This window comes from Methanobrevibacter sp. DSM 116169 (assembly GCF_046197865.1).
In the GTDB taxonomy this organism is placed as follows: domain Archaea; phylum Methanobacteriota; class Methanobacteria; order Methanobacteriales; family Methanobacteriaceae; genus JAHKLT01.
In genome coordinates, this window is sequence record NZ_CP166990.1 from 278770 (window position 1) to 299254 (window position 20485).

Here is a 20485-nt window from a genome sequence, read left to right on the forward strand (position 1 = left end):
TTATAATATTTATGGTGAAAAAATGGAAATAAATGGTGTAGAAATTAAAGATAATTATGCTGAAGCTTTTGAAATAAAAGCTACTAGATTACTTGTGACTGCTGCTACAAAAAAATTAGCTAAAATTGCTGCTACTGAAGCAACTGGATATGGAACTTCTGTAATTGGATGTCCTGCTGAAGCTGGTATTGATTGTTACATGCCTCCTAGTGAAACTCCTGATGGTAGACCTGGTTATGTAATAATGATTTGTAACTCATCTAAAAAGAAATTAGATCATGAATTACTTGAAAGAATCGGTATGTGTATTTTAACAGCACCTACAACTGCTGTTTTTGATATGTTAGATGATGCTGATGATAAATTCAAAACTGGTTTCAAATTAAAATTCTTCGGTGATGGATATGAAGAAAAACTTGATATTGATGGAAGAACAATTCATTCAATTCCTATTATGTCTGGTGACTTTTTAGTTGAGTCTGAATTTGGTTGGAAAAAAGCTGTTGCAGGGGGAAATTTCTTCATCATGGCAAAAACTAAAATGGAAGGATTAGTAGCTGCTGAAGTTGCAGTTGATGCAATTGCTAATGTTAAAGGTGCAATTACTCCTTTCCCTGGCGGTATGGTTGCTTCTGGTTCTAAAGTAGGTTGTAATAGTTATGATTTCTTAGATGCATCTACCAATGAAAAAATGTGTGTTACATTAAAAGAAAAAGTAGCTGAAACTGAAATTAGAGAAGATGTTGACGGTGTTTTTGAAATTGTTATTGATGGTGTCGATGAAGCTGCTGTTAGAGAAGCTATGAAACAAGGTATTGCTGCTGCTTGTACTGTTGCAGGTGTTATTGAAATTAACGCAGGTAACTTCGGTGGAAACCTTGGTGCATATAAAATCCAATTACAAGACTTATTCTAGTCTTATAATTTCTTTTTCTTTTTTATTTACTTTTATTCTTTTTAACTTATTTTTAAAACTTGTGATAATATGAATCCTATAGATATGGTTGTAACAGACCTAAACTGTGAAAATTTAGGAATTTCAAGACTTGCTTTAATGGAATCTGCAGGAAAGTCTTTATCCGATGAGATTGCAAAAATAGCTACTTTTAACTTTTCAAAACCAGTAAAAATAGCTATTTTTACAGGTTCTGGTGGAAATGGTGGTGATGGTTTAGTTGCTGCTAGACATTTATTAAATAGAGGTTATGAAGTTGAACTTTACATGTTATCTCAAGATTTTAAAGATTCAAATGCTTTAAAAAACTTTGAAATTATTAAAAACTTAAAACCAATGCTTTCAAGGTTAAAAATTAATTCTATTGATGATTTAGATAATGATTTTAAAGATTATATCATTATTGATGCAATTTTAGGAACTGGAATTAAAGGAAAATTAAAAAATAAAGTTAAAAACATTATAGAATTAATTAATAATTCTGCTGGTTTTACAATTTCTGTTGATGTACCATCAGGATTAGATCCATTAACAGGAGATGTTTATGATATAGCGATTATTCCAGAATATACAGTTTCATTTCATAAAGTTAAAACAGGAGTTAAAATAGCTGGTGAGGAAAAGGTTGGTGGAATTGTTATATCAGACATTGGTATTCCAATAGAAGCAGAATATTTTACAGGTAGTGGAGATCTTTTAAGGCTTAAAAATAGAAATGAGTCCTCTCATAAAGGAAACAATGGTAAAGTTTTAATTATTGGAGGAAGTCTAGATTATCATGGTGCTCCAGCTATTGCAGGAATGTCAGCTTTAAAATCAGGTGCAGATTTAGTTTATATTGCATCACCTGAATCTGCTTCAGATAATATTAAATCATTTTCTCCAAATTTTATTGTTAATGAGCTAGAAGGAGATTATTTAAATTTAAAAAATTTAGATGATATTTTAAAAGATGTTGATAAAGTAGATTCTGTTTTAATCGGTCCAGGTGCAGGATTAAACGAAGAAACTGGGAAACTTTTAAATATTTTAGTCTCTAAAATTAAAAAACCTCTTGTTTTAGATGCAGATGCTTTAAAACTTGTTGAGTTATCTTTAATTAAAAATAAAGAAAATTTAATTATTACTCCTCATTTGTTTGAATTTAAAAGTTTCTTTTCAAAATTAATTAATGATGATGATTTAAACTTAAATTTTAAAGAAGATGATTATGAATATAATAAGGAAAAGATTTTAAAATTCCAATCTATTACAAGAAACATTAAAGGAACTGTTATTTTAAAAGGCCATTATGATTTAGTTTTAAATAATAAAAAACTTAAAATTAATAAAACTGGTAATCCTGGAATGACTGTTGGTGGAACTGGTGATGCTTTAGCTGGTTTATCTGTAAGTTTACTCTCACAAGATATCTCCTCATATGATGCAGGAATTTTAGCTATTTATTTAAATGGAAGGGCTGGAGATTTAGCCGAATCTAAATTAGGTGATGGTTTTTTGGCTACTGATATTCTTGAATATTATGGTCCTTTAATGGGTGAAATTATTAAATAATGATTTATTATGGAAAAACATATTAAAGGAATATTTCTAAATAGGCCTAATCGATTTATAGCTGAAGTTGAAATAAATGGTGAAATTGAGGAAGTCCATGTTCCAAATACTGGTAGATGTAAAGAACTTTTAATTCACGGAGTTACTGTATATCTTATTCCATCTAATAATCCTAAAAGGAAAACTAAATTTACTCTTCATTATGTTTTAAATAGAGGTGAACTTGTTTCTATCTACTCACAAGAAGCTAATAAGATTGTTTTTGATGCTATATCAGATGGCAAAATTAAAGAATTATCTGAATATAATTATCTAAAGCGTGAAAAACAAGTTGATAATTCTAGAATTGATATATATTTATCTAATGATGAGGAAGAGTGTTTTGTTGAAGTTAAAGGAGTTACACTTGTAAATGGTGATGTTGCAATGTTTCCAGATGCTCCAACAGAGAGAGGTTCAAAACATTTAAATGAATTAATTAAGTTAAAAAAAGAAGGTAAAAGAGCTATTGTATTCTTTTTAGTTCAACATCCAATAGCTAAATCATTTAAACCAAATTGGGAAAATGATCCAGTCTTTTCTAAAACATTAAATGATGCATATGATACTGGTGTTGAAATATTAGTATATAAATGTAAAAATTCACTAGAAAAAATAGAATTAATTCCTAAATCATTAGATTTTGATTTAGGAGAATAATTTAACTTATTTATTTAATTTTTGATATTTTGCAGCTTGTAAAGCATGATGTTTAATCATACCTTCAACTTCTCTTTGATCTGTTTGCTTATCTTCAAAGCTGATATCATCAATATCATGTAAGCTGAAAGGAGATTCTCTTGTAAGTGGAGCAATTGACCCTTTAAATAATTTTAATGAGACTTTACCACTAACTCTTTGTTGCATATTATCAATAGCTTGATCTAAATCTTCTCTTAAAGGTTCTTGCCACATTGCTCTGTAGACCAAATCTGCATATATTGTACTCATAAGCTCTTTAAATCTTATCTCATCAGTTGTTAAAACTAATTCTTCAAGTGCTTTATGAGCAGCTATTAATAATTTTGCACCAGGAACTTCATAGATTTCTCTGCTTTTAAGACCAATGATCCTATTTTCAATCATATCTACTCTTCCAACACCATTAAAACCAGCTATTTCATTAGCTTTATTTATGAGTTCTATTAAACCCATCATTTCTCCATTAATAGCTATTGGAACACCTTCTTCAAATTCAATGATTACCTTTTCAGGTTCATCTTTTGAATCTTTATAAGATGCAGTCCATTCATAAATTTCTTCTGATGGCTCATTTGCAGGATCTTCTAGATTTCCACCTTCAATAGATCTTCCCCAAATATTTTCATCAATACTGTAAGTTTTATCAGATGATAAAGGAAGGCCGTGATCTTTTGCATATTGAATTTCTTCACTACGTGTTAAGTTTAGCTCTCTTATTGGTGCAATAATCTTTAAATCAGACATTGATAAGATAACTGCTTCAAATCTAAATTGATCATTTCCTTTACCAGTACATCCATGTGCAATAGCTGTTGCATTTTCCTCCTCTGCAATTTCTATGATCTTTTGAGCAATTAAAGGTCTTGCAAGTGCAGTACTTAATGGGTATCCTTCATATTCTGCATTTGCTTTTATTCCTTTTGAAATATAATCATTTGCAAATTCTTCACGTGCATCTATTGTGTAATGTTTTAAGCTACCTATTTTATCAGCCATCTCTTCTGCTTTTTTAATTTCTTCTTCACCTTGGCCTACATCTACACATGCAGTTATTACTTCTAAATCGTATTTTTCTTCTAATAATTTAACACATACTGTGGTATCAAGTCCGCCACTAAAAGCTAAAACTACTTTCTCCATTTAATCACCATGTAAATTTATAATTGTATAAAATTAATTTTCATATAAAAATTAGTATATATTAATAAATTTATTATTAATTTATTATAAGCTTTATTATTTTAGATAAGTTTAGGGCACTGTAAATTTTCACGGGTTTTTGTTTTTTTTATTGTCTGTTTTGTAGTGTTCTGTGGTTGGGTTTGTAGAATTTGATTGTGGAGGATAGTGATAGTAGTAATGACCATGGTTTTTTGGATGTGTGTTTTTTATGTCTTATTTGTGGTAGGCTGTTGAATGTTTCTGCTTGGCTTGTGGTTCTGCGAATTTTGTTATCTTTAGAGTATGCTGTTAGTTTGTCTTTTTGTTTGGAGAATTTATCCATGATTTTTTGTATAGGATCTGCAATGAAAAATATGTTTTTTTCATATTTTGCAAGTAGTTCTTTTGTTTTATTTTCGTCAAAACTTCTGAGTATTTCTTTCATTTCAGTAAATATCATTAAATTATAAGTGATATCTTTTTCTGGAATGTTTTCTTTTTTAATTTCATCAAATATTTTGTCTGTGGTGTATTTCATCCAATGAAATATGCATTGTTGTTGTGGTATATTTTTATTTTCAGCTATTTTTCCGTATACTCCTAACATATCGCTTGTTAATGATTGGATTGGTGTTTTATCGAATGTAAAATCAAAAAATTTATTTATAACATCATAATGACGTGTGTTTGTTATTGCAATAGATATGGGCATGTCTTTTATTTCATTTGAAAAAATAGTTACTAAGTAGTTTTTTTGACCATTAATATTTGTAAAGAGTTCATCAACAGTAATATGACCAAAATTAGCATGTTTTTTATTTTTACACATGAATAATATGCCTAAATCGGTAACCTCACGTTTTAGTGAGGTTTTACCTTTTTTTTTAAAATCACCAGGCAATGGAACAATGTCTGTTTCATAAACAAATTCATCATGTTCTTTTTGAATCACATTCCTAACATATTCATGACTTACATTGATATTCATACTAATTTCAACCACTTCTGCTATTTTATCAAATGATAAACCAGTATTTGCATGAATTTTACGTATTTTATCATCTAATTTCTTTTTCTCCTTTAATTCTTTATCTACTTTAAAATCTACAGGAGTAATAAACCATTTATCACATTCATTACACACATAAGACTGAGGATAATATTCCACAGATTTATTTTCTTTAGTTTTATAAATCCTACGTTCCCATCCTTTAACATTAGCATTAGATTCACCACAATGAGGACAAATTCTTTTTAACATTGCAAAACGATTATCAGGATAAGAAATAACATTAGATTCTTCTACATCCTCAAAAATATCTATACCAAAGCCTCTTTTAATATTGTTTCTTAAAGATTCATTAAAAGTAAGTCTATCAACCATAAAATCACCTACACCCCAATCTAAATTATTTTCATCAAAATCAACCAATAAAATCTGATCATCATTTGAATCACTATCATTAAAATCATTAAAAGATTTAAATTCATCAATATTATTAATATCATCAATATTTTCCAATAAAACTGTTTGAAATTCATCTATTAAATCAATAGAATCACCACAATACTTTTTATTCCTCTTAAAAAAAGGTTCAAAATCAATATCTAACCGAACAAAATCATCCAAATAAGTTTGATTCTCCCTAAATATCTTTTTAAAAGGTAAAATATTAACAATATTCATAATTAATAATATATAACTCATACTATATAAATATAACCAATATAAATTATTAAAAACACAATACACAAACAATATCACAAACCAATACAAAAAATAAAGACAAAACACTAAAAAAAATAAAAAAACAAGAAAATAAAAAAAACCATCCAAAAAAGAAAATCAAAACCCGTGAAAATTTACAGTGCCAAGTTTAGTAAAAAAAAGTTATTTGCAGAAGAAAACCTTTCAATTGATGTATTTAAAAATAATTAATAAACGTTGAGATGACATATTCAATATTTTGCGAGAAGATTACATCAATTGAAAGATTTTGATTGTGAGATATTGATTTGTGTTTTATTTTCAACTCACAATTAATAGTTGAACTTCATAGTATATAAAGTTTAGGTTAAACTAAATTTTATTTATGCACGCAAAAACTTTCATTAATTTTAAAAAAGTCAATTAATCTTTTATATGTATCATCAGATTCTAATGTCTTAGAATTTCCAATAATAATTAATTTTCTTTTAGCTCTTGTTAGAGAAACATTTAATCTTCTTAAATCTTTTAAAAAACCAAGATTTCCTTTATTATTACTTCGAACAAGAGAAATAATTATGATTTCTTTTTCTCTACCTTGAAATCCATCAATAGTTTTAACATCTAAATTTATTTTAGATTTTATTAAATTAACTTGATCAAGATAAGGACTTATTACTCCTATATCTTTAGAATCTATTGCTAAATTTAAAATATAGCCTATAATTTCTTTTACAATATTTGCTTCTACTTTATTAATAATTGATTTAGAATCTTTTAGATGTGATTCTTTATTTTCAGGAATTTTTGATGTATCAATAAATAATATTGGTTCATTATAGTCATTTTTAACTAAATCATTTAATGAAATGTTTTTAACACCATCAAAACTCTTAAGTTCATTATTATAAAATTCTTTATTTGGAAATTCCATTAACTTATCATTCATTCTATATTGGATATTCAATAATTTTGATCTATTTTCATATTTATTTATTAATCCTTCAAATAAAGTATTTTGAAGATCTTGAGCTTTAGAACTTATTACTGTTGGAGGTAGTTGTTTATGATCACCTGCAAGTATGAATTTTCGAGCTTTAGCTATTGGAATTAAAACTGATGGAATAGTTGATTGTGATGCCTCATCAATAATAGCTACATCAAATCTTATCTCATCAATAAATTCTAATGCAGCTGAAGAATTTGTAGCTAAAATGATATCGCTATTTTTAATAATATCAGAAATTATTTTATCTTCTATTAATTTTATTTTCTTATTCAACTCATCTACTGCTTCATTTGCTTCTAACCACTTACTCATAGAAATCATGGTATCAGGCCTTATGCCTCGACCACCTATACCTTGACATGCATTTTTGATTATTTCATTATTGCTATATCCTCTTCTGTTTTGTGGTCTTGGTTTATCATTAATATCTCTTAATTTTATCTTTTCACTTAATTTTTCTTGTAAAGTGACAATTTTACTATTTAATGGGTGATTTTCAACTTTATAAAATAGACTATATTTAATATTTTCATCTGATACTCTTTGAGGATGGCCAAGTCTTGTACAATTTAAATTATCAATATCTAACCTTTCTAAAATATTATCTACTGCACCATTACTATCAGCACATGCTAAAATCTTAGAACCTTTTAAGTATTCTTGATAAATTAATTCAATTAATGTTCGAGTTTTACCAGTTCCAAAAGGACCATGAATTAAGAAAAAATCATTAATATTTAAGCTATCATTAACAGCTTCTTTTTGAGATTCATTTAAATTCTTATCTTTAAAAATTAAACTTATATTCTTTGGATTTTGGAATTTAACATTATCATTTAAGTATTTTAAAGCGTTTTTTCCAAATTCAGATAAATTTTTTAAATTATCTTCCATTCTTCTAAATGTAATATCACTTACATATAAATCCATTCTAATATTCTTTTTTAAAGCCCATGAAGGAACATTTTCCATAGCTATTTTTATAAAGCGCCCACCTTTTTCTGTTACTGTTCCTGTTAAATCACTTTTTAATGGATTTTTAAAACTTATTAAAACTACATCTCCAACACTAATTTCTGTATTAATGATGTCTCGTCTTCCATATTGAACAATTGTAAAACCTAATTCTTTACCAACTATTTTACCTTTAAGATTATTTACAGCTCTTCCAAGATGTTCTCTTTTTTGAGGAGACATTTTTTTTATTTCATTAATCATTAAATCAATTTCAGCTTTTCTTTCATATTCTAAAAGCTTTATTAGATATTTAATATAGTTTTTCAAAATTTCTTCTCCTATTTCTATTATAATTATATTATAGTTTTACAAATTTAAAATAATTTATATATTTAAAATTTTAAATTGTATATCGATGAAATTTAATAAGGTTTTAACTAGTGAAATTGATGAAAATTTTAATAATTCATTAGAAATGTCCTATATTTCAAGAGAATCTGGAGGATATATTGCAAAAAATCATAATATTTTCGATACAATTCCATTAAACTCAATTAATAAATTTATTCTAAGAAATGCTCTTTTTGGAACAGCTATTTATAAATTCGGAGATTTTAAAGATAAAGTTATGGTAATATCAGGTGTTCATGGAAATGAATTATCATCTCAAAGAGCTAGTTTATTATTGTTTGAATATTTATTAAATTTTCCTTTAGATACATCAGTTTATTTAATTCCTTTTGTAGCTCCTAATTCTACTATGAATAATACTCGACGATTTAACTCTAAAGACTTAAACAGATCTACATATATTAAAGGATCATTAACTAATTGTATTTTAAATACTATTAAGGATTTAAAAATTGATGCTGTAGCTGATTTTCATACTACTGCATTAAACAGTAATCCTGGAATAGAATCTATTTTTTGTAGCAAAGAGCCTTCACTTGAAAGTATTAAAATTGCAGAACATATTGCAAGTGAAACAGGATCAAAAACTATTATTAATGATAAAGCAGGTTTTCCATTTAAAGGAGCTGTTGAAGATGAATCAAATCTTGAAGGTATTCCAGCTATTACCTGTGAAGTTGTCTCTCCATTTGGATCTATAAAAAAAGGGAGTATTGAAAGATCTTTTCTGCAGATGAAAAGTTTCTTATCTTATTTTTGATTATTTTTCTTTTGCTATCACTAATCTTTTATATGTTTAAAATATAGTTTATTTAGGTGGTAAAATTTCATCATATAAAGGCCATACACTCTTCGCACTAATATTATCTATACTTTATTTTCAAAATCCATTATTGATTTCATTAAGTATTATTGGAGCCAATTTACCAGATTTTGATCATAAATTAAAAAAAGATAATGTTTATAAAATGATTATTTTTGGTTTATCACTTTTCATAATCCTTTATATTTTGAAATTACCATACTACATTGGAATTATTTTAGTAATTATAGGCCTTATATTTTATTTTTCAAATCATAGAGGTTTTACTCATTCAATTTTTGGATTAATAATCTTAACTTCACTCTTCTCAGGAATTTTAATCTTATCTTTTGAATTAGTAAATAGCTATTTAGATATTTCAAATAAATCATTAATTTTTGCAATATTAATTATATTAATTGGAACATTTTCTTTAAATAAGAAACTATACTTATTTTTCGTTCCTTTATTTTTAATTAGTATATTTTTCTTTAATATTGATTCAATAAATTACTTTCAAATAATTTTAAGTATTTTTTTAGGTTATTTTAGCCATTTAATTTTAGATGCTTTCACACCAGCTGGAGTTAAGCTATTTAGACCATTTTCTAATAAAAAATATTATAAAAAATTTGCAATCACATCATTACTTATTTTAATTATAATAGGTTTTTTAAATCTTTATTTTCAGTTTAATTCAATAGAAAATATCTTAATTTAAAAATAGCTAAAAATATAAAAAATAAAAAGTAAATTTGTATACTAAATATTAAAAATCATGCTATACTGCAATATATTTTAAAAAACACAATTTGATTAATATTTAGAATTTTAATTTTAATAATTAAAGAAATTATTAACAATTTCAAATAAATCTATATTTAATCAAAACATTATAAAAAGTACAATATCGAAATTTCATTATCCTTTTTAGAATCTTTACTAAATATCATATCAAAATCGTATCCAAAAAAAGAATTAAACACTTTTAAGTTTTCTGAAGATAATGCCGTTGGCCCAGTTTCATGTTTTAGATTTAATACAAAAAATATTTTATTGTATTTATCTACTCCATATTCTGAGTAAAGTTCATAATCTCCTTTTATTTTCCTGCTTAAATGAATGCGAATTGTGTCACTGATATTATTTATTTGATTTGGGTCTTTGCTAATAATTGCTTTTTTTAATTCACAAATAATCATTTTTTCTGATTTTATCCTCTACTAGTCTTTCCTGTTATAACATGAACTGCTATTATATCCACTTTTGTACCACTTTGATCCAATACTGGGACATACCAATAATCATCTACAAGTTCTGGTTTTCCTGCATAACATCCTTCTACTAGGATATTTTTATTAGCTATGTCAATTGCATCGGATTCTGATATTACTAGTGTGCTATTTTCGTCATCGTCTGTGTCACTTGATTTACTATTTGTATTTACTGAATTGCTTTTATCGGAGCTACTTCCAGAGCCGCCCCCGGAGCTCTCATCAGAGCCGCCTAGATTAAAAAGACTTTCAATAAAGCCACCATTTCCACTGTTGTCATTTAAACTTCCACTAGTATCTTCTTCCATATTAAATGAAATGTAAGATACTGTAAAAACTAAAAAACAAATAAATAGTAGCATTAATAATAAGATTATGTAATCTTTTTTATCCATAATAACCACTTTTATTTATTGCAGTATAATCATATTTTTCAGTTATTAATATATAAATTTAATCTTTGTCAATAATTTATACATAAATCAAAGATTTTATATTATTGTAATTAATAGTTTATTGAATGAGTATATTGATATAAAATTTTTTTAAAATTTATAAATGTGTAATTATAAATAATAATATAGGGTTTATTTATGAAAAACATTGCTTTAACAATAAAATCATATGAGAAGAAAGGGGTCTTAGATAAAATTACTAAGATGATTTTTAGCCATGATATAAACATCAGCTATGCAAATATTTTTATTGAAAATAATGAATTGGGATCTATTTATTTTGAATTAGAACAAGTAAAAAATATTGATAAATTAATTGAAGATATAAAGTCAATTAATCATGTTAAATCAGTTGAAGTTCATGATTCTTTAAATGATATTTATGGTAAACGTATTATTATATTAGGTGGCGGAGCTCAAGTTTCACAAGTTGCTGCTGGAGCTATAGCTGAAGCTGATAGACATAATATACGTGGAGAAAGAATTAGTATAGATACAATTCCACTTGTTGGAGAAGAAAATGTTGCAGAAGCAGTTAATGCATTAGCTAGACTTCCAAGAGTTCAAGCATTAGTTCTTGCAGGATCTCTAATGGGTGGGGAAATTAAAAAAGCTGTAGAAAAAGTAAAAGAAGATAATGATTTAATTGTTATTAGTTTAAATATGCCTGGAGGCATAACAGAAATAGCTGATTTAATTATAACCGACCCTACTCAAGCTGGGGTAATGGCAGTTATGGCTATTTCTGATACTGCTACCTTTGACATTAAAAAGTTAAAATCTAATAAATTTTAACTTCTTTCAATAGCTCTTATGAGCCTACTAGCATCTCTTTTTAACTCAGTATCTTTGATAGTTGTGCTTCTATCAATATCAAATGCTAGTTGTAAAATAGCTCGAAGATCCTTAGGTTTTAATGAATCAAGCATACCCATGTAAGTGTCTATTTGATCACTATCAATTCCAATGTCTTCACCACATTCTTTTGCATGATTTAATAATGACGCACAAACTTCTGCAATCTCATTATCTGAGTTCATTTGACAAGTTTCACACTTATTCATTAGTTCTTCATTATTCATTTTAACACCTCGTTGTATATTATTATATGTTTCTTATAGTATATATTTTTTAAGTTTTTTTTCAATAAAAATAATTTATTGTTTAAAAATTTTAATTCTTATTCTTATTTCTTTAAATTACTTTTCAAAGAATAATTATTGGTTTTGAAAATTATATATTTATTTATAAAATTAATGAATATATATCGTTTAAAATTTTTATTAATATAATTTTTATTCTACTATATTATTTTTTATTAATATATGTGGTATTTTTTTTAAAATAATTACTTTTTTCTGAATTTTATATATTTTTTTTAAAGCTAAATAATATAATTTAAACAAAATCAGCTTTTAAAAACTATTTAAAAACAAAAGATTTAATAATAATTAAATAATAACTTTTAATTATAATCTAAAATTATTAGATTTTTTCATAAATGTTGAGTGGAGCTTTTTAGATGTTTTTAAGTAGAATTTTTAATGGGATTTTATATTTTATAGTTTTAATATTGGAGATTATTAAATCGAGTATAGACATGGCATCTCGTGCTATTGGGATAAAAGATATGAACCCAGTAGTTGTGAATATTGAAACTGTTCTTAAAAGACCAATTTCACAAACAATTTTAGCAAATAGTATTACATTAACTCCAGGAACTTTGTCTGTTGATGTTGATTCTGATAATAATATTATTAAAGTTGCTATTATAGCTCCAAGAGATAAAAAGGCGGTTATTCCTTTTGAACCTTATATTAAAAAAATGTTGGAATAACAAATAAATGTGGTAGTAATGGAATTAATATTTTTTTCACAAATCATTTTAATCATTGCATTAATAGTTTTAATGCTAGTGGTTTTAAGAATCTCAGCTTATAGTAGTACTGCTATGGGTTTAATAGGGGCTTCTGTTTTAACTATGATTGTAGCTTTAGCTTTAGTTATTTTCGATAAATTACATTACATAAAATTTAATTTTGATATAGCATTAGCATTAATGTTATTTGGTTTTGTTGGCACAATAGTATTTTCATATGTGTTGGGAGGTTATGAATGATGTTTAATGGTATAGAATTAATTCAATCTATTCTTTTAATAATTTCAGCTATTATGATTTTGATATGTGCTATTGGACTTATAAGATTAGATAAAGATATGAATAATGTTGTTTATGGAAGAATTCATATTATTGGTCTTTTTGATATAGCTTTGATAATTGCATTTATTGGATTAGGTGAGATCTTTTTAGCTATAATTTACTTTATAATCGCTCCAATAACTGCTCATGCAATGGCTAATGCATATTATTATGGTGAAGATAACTTAAATAATGAAAATTTAGAAATTGTTGAAGAAGATGTATCTGAAAATCCCTTCAAATATCCTATTTCTAAATTTAATCAATCAACTAATCAAGATAGTAAAAATTCAGAAAAAGAACTTTCAGAAAAATTTACAGTATCAACATTAGATATTAGTGAGGATGAATAATATGTTTGAATATATATTTATGATTTTTGCTGTTATTAGTGCTATTTTGGCTCTTATTCAACAAGATTTGCTTAAAGCAGCTGTTTTAACTGGAATTTCTGGAGCATGTATAGCTTTATTGTTCCAAATTCTTTTAGCTCCTGATGTTGCATTAACTCAAGCTATTGTTGGAGCAGCTATTGTTCCAGTATTCATGGCTTTAGCTATTAAAAAAACTACAAGGGATGGTAATTAATTATGGATTTTCAATTAGCATCATTATTTACTTGTGGATTTTTAATTATAGTTGGGCTTTTTGCAGCAATTTTTATTGATAATATAATAAAAAAGATAATGGGTATTGCATTTATTGAAGAAGGTGTAAACTTATTTATTGTAACATTAGGATACAAAGAAGGAGGAATTGTTCCTATTTTCTTACCAGGTATGGATGCTAGCTGGTTTGCTTCAAATTCTGCTTATCCTCTACCTTTTGGTTTAGTACTAACTAGTATAGTTATTGGTGCTAGTACATTAGCAGTTATGCTAGCTTTAGTAATGGTATTATATAAAAAACACGGTACTTTAAGTACTGCTGAGCTATTAAAAGATAGATCTAGTGAGGCTGATGTAAATGAATGAATTTATTCCATTAATGGTAATCATTCCTCTAGCTTCTGCATTACTTATATATTTATTTAGTGGAAAAAACAATTTAATAAAAGCTTTTGCAGCAATAGTAGCAATCGTAATTCCAATTATTCCACTTATTGCTAATTATGGTATGCATTACTTTGGTGGACACCCTCCAATGGTTAATAATTTAACGGGAGTTTTATATCATCCTGCTATTGTATATTCATTTGGATCTATGCAACAGCTATTTTTAACTGTATTTGGAATATTAGTTTTCTTAGTAGTGTTAATTTATTTAAATAAATATAAAAAAGCTTCAGGACCTTATTTATTTTTAATATTTATGGGAACTGCAGCTATTACAGCTTTAATGTTATCTCAAGATATATTCCATATGTATGTATTTTTTGAAATAGCTGCTATTGCACAAGTTGGTATTGTTGCAGCTTCTACTATTAAAAATAGGTATGAAACAGCTTTAAAATACATGATGATAGGTTCAATTGGAGGACCTATACTTTTACTTGGTATAGGATTTTTACTCGCTATATTTGGTAGTGTAAATATTACTGATATTGTTCAAGGTCTTAGTAATAGTGTTATAAGTCTTTCATCACCAATATTTTTAATTACTTGTGGAATGTTATTCTTTGGTTGGTTATATGTCTCAGGATTACCTCCATTTCATACTATTAAATCTTCTGTTTATAGTACAGCAGAACCTCATGCAGCTGCATTATTACAGGCATTTTCTGTTTTAACCATGGTATCTATTTTAATTGCTTTATTTAGAATATTTTCTCCACTTAAAATATTTGAAATATTATTAATTGTATTTTCACTACTTGCATTAATTTTAAGTATTTCAATGGCACTTGTTCAAACAGACTTTAAAAAGATGATTGGATTTTTAGCTGTAGGAGAATTAGGTTTTATTGGTTTGGGAATTGGTTTAGGTACAGAACTTGCAATTACTGCAGGTTTATTCCAAGCTTTAAATGAAATAATTGTTACTGCATTATTATTCATAGGATTTGGTGCAATAGCTGATATAACTAAAAAAACAGATATTCGCCAAATTGGAGGATTAATTGGACATTATCCTAAACTTGGAATTATGATGCTTATTGGAGGTCTAGCTATGGCTGGTGTTCCTCCATTAAATGGTTTCCAAAGTAAATTAATGCTTGTTCAAGCATCTTTAGATGCGGGTTTTCCAGAACTTTCAGTTATTACAATTTTAATAAGTATTGCAACATTTACTGCATTTGTAAAGATTTTCCATTCAATGTTTTTAAAATCAAAACCAAATGCACTGGAAATTTCAAATGAAAAGATTCCAAAATCTACTATGTTTGCAGTTTCTATACTCTTATTATTATGTATAATATTTGGTTTATTCCCTTCAATAGCTACTAATGCTATATCTGGACTTGTAGGTGGTTTATTATGAGTATTTATGATAAATTAATTAATATTATTAATGGGGTCAAAGGATCTACAAATTATGATGATATTTCTGGTAATTTAACTGCTGAGTTGACATTAATCAGCTCTTTAATTGTAGCTTGCTTATTATTTAGACATATCAATATATTATTAGCTGCTGTTATTCTTTTAGGACTAGTGTTTATTATAATTAAAAGTTTACCTCTTATTCCTATATTTAAAAAAGAGCAAAATGATTCTTTAAATGATATGTTATTTTATATTTTATTGACTCTTGGAGTTTTACTTACAATTGTTTATTGGGGTGGAAATTATGTCTAATAATACTAAAACTTTTGTTGCAAGTTTATCTATTATATTATTCTCTGCAACTATTCTATCAGCATTATATAACTTAAAAGATATGATTATCCCTGGAGTTAGTAATATTTATAATGAACTTGGAACAGCAATTGCTCCAAATATGATTACTACAGTAATTTTTGATTGGAGAGGTTATGATACATTAGGTGAGGCTTTAGTTTTATTATCTGCATGTTTAGTAGTTTTACTTATATTTGGAAAAGGAAAATTAGGAGGTAAACAATGAAACAAAAACCTTCAATAATTCTTAGAATTACTATATTAGCTATAGCCTTTGTAATAATAGCTTATGGTATTTTAATAATATTAGGTGGACATATTACTCCTGGAGGAGGATTTCAGGGAGGAGCTATGATAGCTTCTGCTTTAATTTTAACATTACTTGTTTATGGAGTTAAAAATAATCCATTTAATATATCTCATAGTTTTATTAATGTAGTTGAAAATGTAAGTGCTTTAGGATATGTTTTATTAGGTATAATAGGTCTTTTTACATCTGGATTTTTCTTATATAATATGGGAGCTGATGTATACAATATAGTTCCTTCAATTATACAAGCTATTTTCCACTATCCAGATACTACAAATGCAGGAATTATTCCTTATTTAAATATATTTATTGGATTAAAAGTTTTAGTTGGATTAACAACAGTAGCTATAGCATTTTATAGCTTTGATAAATTGGAAAGTGATCATTAGGTGATATCATGTTTGTTTGGGGTCCTGTAATTATAGCATTAATAATTGGCTTTATAATTGGAACAAGATTTAAAAATAATAATATTTACACTTTATCTTCATTTCTTGTAATATTTATTTTAGCTATATTATTTGCAAAAGGAATTGGTCAATTTCCATATTATGATGATTATAGTATAGCTACTACTTTAATAGCTGCAGCTGTTGGTTTACTTGCGGGGAAATTTATATTTGATAGGTAATTCAATTAGGAGATGTTATATTTATGTTTATATCAACGAATGATTGTGATGGAACAGGGGAATGTATAAAAAAATGCCCTACGAAAGCCATTAGATTAGTTAATGGTAAAGCTTTTAGTTGTATTACTTGTGGAACTTGTATGGAAAAATGTCCAAATAATGCAATTTCTAAAAATAAATATGGTGGATTTGTTGTAGATAGAGCAAAATGTAATGGTTGTGGCATTTGTATGTTTAACTGTCCTACTAGCAACATTAATATTGAAGATGGTGTTGTTTATGGAATTTGTTCTAGATGCGGAGTATGTGGAAATGTATGTCCTAATCGTGTAGATGGCTATGAATTAACTAAAGAAAAACAAATCAACTATATTGATTCTTTAAATCTTTATCTTAAAGATTATAATCTTCCTGAAAAATCTACTAGTAAATTAGCTGAAAGAACAGGTATTATTACAGATAAGGATGATTGTATATTGTGTGGTAGATGTAGTGTCCAATGTCCAATGGATGCAATTAATATTCATTTTGATCAAGATAGAGGAATTTGTACAGAATGTAGGATTTGTGAAGATGTCTGTCCTACTAATTCAATTAAAAAATTTAATGTTAATCATGAAACATGTACATTGTGCTTTAAATGTATAAAATCTTGTCCTAGAGATGCAATTTATTTAGGAGATTTTGAAGTTAATATTAATAAATTAGATCAAGAAACTAATGGAACTATTATTTCTTGTTTAAATTGTGGATTATGTGCTGAAGTTATTAATAATGATTCTTTGAAGTTTGAAGATAACAAACTAAGATATAATCCATTAGAAGATGCAGAAAATCACTCTCAAAATCATCTTGAAGCTATTAATCTTTGTCCAGTTTCAACTTTAAAAGAAAGTAATGATTTTGTCATTGAATCTGCTGATGGTGAAGATCAAGCATTAGCTGGTTTTTGTGTATCTTGTGGTAATTGTATTAAAGCATGTGATATTTATAATGCTAGAAAATTAGAAACATATACTTGGGATGGTTCTGTTAGTGATGATTGTATTTCTTGTGGAATCTGTTATGAAGTATGTCCAAAAGATGCAATTACTTTAAATCGTGGTAATATTGAAGTGAATTTGGATAAATGTATATTATGTGAAAAATGTGGAATTCATTGTCCAAAAGATGCAATTCCAAAAACTACAGATGCTAAGAAGATTATTGTAGATGGATTTAATCAAATTGATGATAATTTGTGTATTTCTTGTGGGATTTGCCAGGATATTTGCCCAGAAGATGCTATTACTTATGAAAATAATAAATATAAAGTTAATTTAGATAAATGTACTTATTGTGGGGCATGTAAAAATGCATGTCCTTCAAATGCATTTATATTTGAGAGAAAATTTAAAGATTCTGTTGATGGTGTTTAAATGAAGAATTTAATTAAAATATTTCTTGAAGGAGCATATGGAAATTTCAAGAAAATATTTTTTGCAAAAGATCGAGTTACTGATTTGGAACTTAGAAATGCTATTTTAACTGGCACTGTTGAAGCTGAGGAGAAAGTAGCTAAAAAATCATGTATTGGTTGTGGAGGTTGTGCAAATGCTTGTCCGACTAGTGCTATTACAATGAAAAAATTAAATTCAGCAGAATGGTTATCTCCTGGATGGTCAAAAAGTGAAATACCAGATTTAGACCCTTTTAAATGTGTGCATTGTTATTATTGTCATGACTTTTGCCCAATTTATGCTTTATATTCTGAAGCTGGAGCTATACATCCAAATGCTGTTGGAGATTTTGAAGTTGATACTAAAAATATCATTGATGAACCATTTAAAATATCTGAAGATAAAATTAAATTTATTTCACAATTTTTATCAGATAAAACTATACTAAAAAATAAAAAATCTAAATAATTAAGAGGAATTTTATGGGAATAAAATCATTTTCAAGAAAAAAAGCTATTCATATTATGTTAGTATATACTGGAGGTTGTAATGGCTGTGATATTGAGATTGTTAATACAGTATTATCACCAAAATTCGATATAGAACAATATAATGTATTTTTAACATGGAATCCTCGTGAAGCAGATATTTTAGTTGTTACAGGACCTGTGACTTATTTGAATAAAGAACCATTAATCAATATTTATGAATCTATACCTAATCCTAAGTTAGTAGTAGCTGCAGGGTCTTGTGCAGTAATGGGTGGAGTATATAAAAATATTCATGGAGATATTCCTTCTGAAGAGATTCAAGGACCAGTTGATAATGTAATTCCAGTTGATGCAAAAGTACCTGGATGTGCTGTTAGACCACAAGATGTTTTAGCTGGAGTGGTAGCTAGCTTACCAGCTTTATTAGATAAATAAATTATTACTTAAGATTATCAAATTATAAGATGTGAGGAAAATAATGTTAGATGAGAAAAAACCTAGGGAAACTATCGAAACGGAAATTCCTATGGGAACTGTTCATCCTGCTGCTTTAGAACCTTATAGGGTTAGATTATTTGTAGAAGATGAAATCGTTCAAGAAGCAGAAATCACTGTTGGAGTTAATCATAGAGGAATTGAACGAATAATGGAAGGACTTCCTGTTGAGAAGGCTAATGCTCTTACAGAAAAGGTTTGTGGTATTTGTTCTAATGCACATATTTGGAATTCTGTTAGAACTGCAGAAATGGGATTAGATATAGAAATACCTGAAAGAGCTAGCTATATTAGAATTATTATGGGTGAACTTGAAAGATTACATAGTCACTTTTTATATTTAGGACATGGATGTGAAGTTTTAGGCCATGAAACTTTTTCAATGAGGGCATTTTATTTAAGAGAATCTATAATGGAACTTTTACATATGATTGGTGGAAATAGAGTTCAATATGGATGTTCTATTATTGGTGGAGTAAGACCAAGATGTGAATTAGATGATTCTAGAATAAATAAACTCACTGATTCATTAAACAATGTCGAGAAAGGATTAACTAATTTTGCTGAGAGAGTAAGCTCAGATCCAGTTTTCTTATCAAGAGTTGAAGGAATAGGAGTAATTCCTCAAAAACAAGCTTTAAAATTAGAAGTAACTGGACCTACACTTCGTGCAACTGGTGTTCCTAAAGACCTTAGAACAATAATGCCTGAATATAATCCTTTTGATTTTAATGTTATTACTCAAGAAGATGGAGATGTAAAAGCTAATTTACTTATGAGAGTTTTAGAAGCTTTTGAAGCAATTAAGATTATTAGACAAGCTATTAGTAACCTTCCAAAAGGACCAATAGTTGATAGATCATGGGAAATGGCTGATTGTGATACAATTCATAGCTATATTGAAGTTCCAAGAGGAACATTATATCATTCTTATGCTATTGAAGATGGTAGGCTTAGAGGTTCTGTTATAAGGACTCCATCAATGACTAATATTGGTGCTATGCAATATGCTTGTATTGGAGATCATGTAACTGATGCTCAACTATGTATTGTTCAATGTGATCCATGTTTTACTTGCACAGATCGTGCTGTTGAAATTATAAAGAGATAGT

At 27.1% G+C, this 20485-nt stretch carries 26 protein-coding genes; 20 read left to right on the forward strand and 6 right to left on the reverse strand.

What is annotated here, in order from left to right:
• Positions 1–22 precede the first annotated feature (22 nt).
• The 3 genes from fhcD (at position 23) to sfsA (ending at position 3208) form a co-directional block, all read left to right on the forward strand.
• Positions 23–916 (forward strand): formylmethanofuran--tetrahydromethanopterin N-formyltransferase, encoded by an 894-nt coding sequence (gene fhcD / locus ACA134_RS01335; protein WP_409200388.1) that lies wholly within the window; start codon positions 23–25, stop codon positions 914–916.
• 69 nt (positions 917–985) lie between these two features.
• Complete coding sequence (locus ACA134_RS01340; RefSeq protein WP_409200389.1) at positions 986–2509, forward strand: NAD(P)H-hydrate dehydratase; 1524 nt, start codon at positions 986–988, stop codon at positions 2507–2509.
• A 9-nt stretch (positions 2510–2518) separates the two neighbouring features.
• Entirely contained in the window at positions 2519–3208 is a 690-nt protein-coding gene (gene sfsA, locus ACA134_RS01345; RefSeq protein WP_409200390.1) for a DNA/RNA nuclease SfsA, read from the forward strand.
• A gap of 6 nt (positions 3209–3214) precedes the next feature.
• On the opposite strand, the gene ACA134_RS01350 is transcribed toward sfsA, so the two are convergent.
• From ACA134_RS01350 to ACA134_RS01360, 3 genes are all read right to left on the reverse strand, one after another.
• The gene (locus tag ACA134_RS01350; RefSeq protein WP_409200391.1) at positions 3215–4390 is read right to left on the reverse strand and encodes an argininosuccinate synthase; all 1176 of its coding nucleotides are present in this window, start codon (positions 4388–4390) and stop codon (positions 3215–3217) included.
• 148 nt (positions 4391–4538) lie between these two features.
• Positions 4539–6119: a hypothetical protein gene (locus tag ACA134_RS01355; RefSeq protein WP_409200141.1), complete on the reverse strand. Its 1581-nt coding sequence runs from the start codon at positions 6117–6119 to the stop codon at positions 4539–4541.
• A gap of 379 nt (positions 6120–6498) precedes the next feature.
• A complete protein-coding gene (locus tag ACA134_RS01360; protein ID WP_409200392.1) occupies positions 6499–8412 on the reverse strand; it encodes an IGHMBP2 family helicase in 1914 nt (637 codons plus the stop codon).
• A gap of 88 nt (positions 8413–8500) precedes the next feature.
• Here ACA134_RS01360 and ACA134_RS01365 point away from each other — a divergent pair, with 88 nt between their 5' ends.
• Together ACA134_RS01365 and ACA134_RS01370 are read left to right on the forward strand one after the other, a co-directional pair.
• On the forward strand, positions 8501–9256 hold the full coding sequence (locus ACA134_RS01365; protein ID WP_409200393.1) for a deacylase: 756 nt from the start codon (positions 8501–8503) through the stop codon (positions 9254–9256).
• A 64-nt stretch (positions 9257–9320) separates the two neighbouring features.
• Positions 9321–10019 carry a metal-dependent hydrolase gene (locus ACA134_RS01370; protein WP_409201049.1) on the forward strand — a complete coding sequence of 233 codons (699 nt, stop codon included), beginning with the start codon at positions 9321–9323 and terminating at the stop codon, positions 10017–10019.
• Between the two features lie 172 nt (positions 10020–10191).
• Here ACA134_RS01370 and ACA134_RS01375 read toward each other — a convergent pair whose 3' ends face one another.
• Together ACA134_RS01375 and ACA134_RS01380 are read right to left on the reverse strand one after the other, a co-directional pair.
• Positions 10192–10500, reverse strand: a complete 309-nt coding sequence (locus tag ACA134_RS01375) for a hypothetical protein (protein WP_409200394.1) — start codon at positions 10498–10500, stop codon at positions 10192–10194.
• 11 nt (positions 10501–10511) lie between these two features.
• Positions 10512–10967 (reverse strand): hypothetical protein, encoded by a 456-nt coding sequence (locus ACA134_RS01380; protein WP_409200395.1) that lies wholly within the window; start codon positions 10965–10967, stop codon positions 10512–10514.
• A gap of 198 nt (positions 10968–11165) precedes the next feature.
• Between ACA134_RS01380 and ACA134_RS01385 the strand changes: the two genes are divergently transcribed.
• Positions 11166–11822 (forward strand): DUF5612 domain-containing protein, encoded by a 657-nt coding sequence (locus ACA134_RS01385; protein WP_409200396.1) that lies wholly within the window; start codon positions 11166–11168, stop codon positions 11820–11822.
• Here ACA134_RS01385 and ACA134_RS01390 read toward each other — a convergent pair.
• Positions 11819–12109: a hypothetical protein gene (locus tag ACA134_RS01390; RefSeq protein ID WP_409200397.1), complete on the reverse strand. Its 291-nt coding sequence runs from the start codon at positions 12107–12109 to the stop codon at positions 11819–11821. The two genes, ACA134_RS01385 and ACA134_RS01390, sit on opposite strands and share 4 nt — an antisense overlap.
• Positions 12110–12549: 440 nt before the next feature.
• Between ACA134_RS01390 and ACA134_RS01395 the strand changes: the two genes are divergently transcribed.
• From ACA134_RS01395 to ACA134_RS01460, 14 genes are read left to right on the forward strand one after another with little or no spacing between them, the layout of a single operon-like run.
• Positions 12550–12864 carry a Na+/H+ antiporter subunit E gene (locus ACA134_RS01395; RefSeq protein WP_409200398.1) on the forward strand — a complete coding sequence of 105 codons (315 nt, stop codon included), beginning with the start codon at positions 12550–12552 and terminating at the stop codon, positions 12862–12864.
• A gap of 18 nt (positions 12865–12882) precedes the next feature.
• Complete coding sequence (locus ACA134_RS01400; RefSeq protein WP_409200399.1) at positions 12883–13146, forward strand: monovalent cation/H+ antiporter complex subunit F; 264 nt, start codon at positions 12883–12885, stop codon at positions 13144–13146.
• Complete coding sequence (locus tag ACA134_RS01405; protein WP_409200400.1) at positions 13143–13580, forward strand: cation:proton antiporter; 438 nt, start codon at positions 13143–13145, stop codon at positions 13578–13580. The genes ACA134_RS01400 and ACA134_RS01405 overlap by 4 nt, the downstream gene beginning before the upstream one ends.
• 1 nt (position 13581) lies before the next feature.
• Complete coding sequence (locus ACA134_RS01410; RefSeq protein ID WP_409200401.1) at positions 13582–13815, forward strand: DUF4040 domain-containing protein; 234 nt, start codon at positions 13582–13584, stop codon at positions 13813–13815.
• Complete coding sequence (locus ACA134_RS01415) at positions 13815–14201, forward strand: cation:proton antiporter subunit C (RefSeq protein ID WP_409201050.1); 387 nt, start codon at positions 13815–13817, stop codon at positions 14199–14201. Before ACA134_RS01410 ends, ACA134_RS01415 begins: the two co-directional genes overlap by 1 nt.
• The gene (ehbF, locus tag ACA134_RS01420) at positions 14194–15648 is read left to right on the forward strand and encodes an energy conserving hydrogenase EhbF (protein ID WP_409200402.1); all 1455 of its coding nucleotides are present in this window, start codon (positions 14194–14196) and stop codon (positions 15646–15648) included. Before ACA134_RS01415 ends, ehbF begins: the two co-directional genes overlap by 8 nt.
• Positions 15645–15965 carry a hydrogenase gene (locus tag ACA134_RS01425; RefSeq protein ID WP_409200403.1) on the forward strand — a complete coding sequence of 107 codons (321 nt, stop codon included), beginning with the start codon at positions 15645–15647 and terminating at the stop codon, positions 15963–15965. Before ehbF ends, ACA134_RS01425 begins: the two co-directional genes overlap by 4 nt.
• Entirely contained in the window at positions 15958–16233 is a 276-nt protein-coding gene (locus ACA134_RS01430; RefSeq protein ID WP_409200404.1) for an EhbH, read from the forward strand. Before ACA134_RS01425 ends, ACA134_RS01430 begins: the two co-directional genes overlap by 8 nt.
• Positions 16230–16706 (forward strand): MnhB domain-containing protein, encoded by a 477-nt coding sequence (locus tag ACA134_RS01435; RefSeq protein ID WP_409200405.1) that lies wholly within the window; start codon positions 16230–16232, stop codon positions 16704–16706. Before ACA134_RS01430 ends, ACA134_RS01435 begins: the two co-directional genes overlap by 4 nt.
• 8 nt (positions 16707–16714) lie before the next feature.
• Positions 16715–16948, forward strand: a complete 234-nt coding sequence (locus tag ACA134_RS01440; protein ID WP_409200406.1) for an energy-converting hydrogenase B subunit J — start codon at positions 16715–16717, stop codon at positions 16946–16948.
• 23 nt (positions 16949–16971) lie between these two features.
• Positions 16972–18366, forward strand: a complete 1395-nt coding sequence (locus ACA134_RS01445) for a 4Fe-4S binding protein (protein ID WP_409200407.1) — start codon at positions 16972–16974, stop codon at positions 18364–18366.
• Positions 18367–18855: a 4Fe-4S dicluster domain-containing protein gene (locus tag ACA134_RS01450; protein ID WP_409200408.1), complete on the forward strand. Its 489-nt coding sequence runs from the start codon at positions 18367–18369 to the stop codon at positions 18853–18855.
• A gap of 14 nt (positions 18856–18869) precedes the next feature.
• Positions 18870–19313 (forward strand): NADH-quinone oxidoreductase subunit B family protein, encoded by a 444-nt coding sequence (locus tag ACA134_RS01455; RefSeq protein WP_409200409.1) that lies wholly within the window; start codon positions 18870–18872, stop codon positions 19311–19313.
• Positions 19314–19356: 43 nt separating this feature from the next.
• Positions 19357–20484: a nickel-dependent hydrogenase large subunit gene (locus tag ACA134_RS01460; RefSeq protein ID WP_409200410.1), complete on the forward strand. Its 1128-nt coding sequence runs from the start codon at positions 19357–19359 to the stop codon at positions 20482–20484.
• The last annotated feature ends 1 nt before the right edge of the window (position 20485 follow it).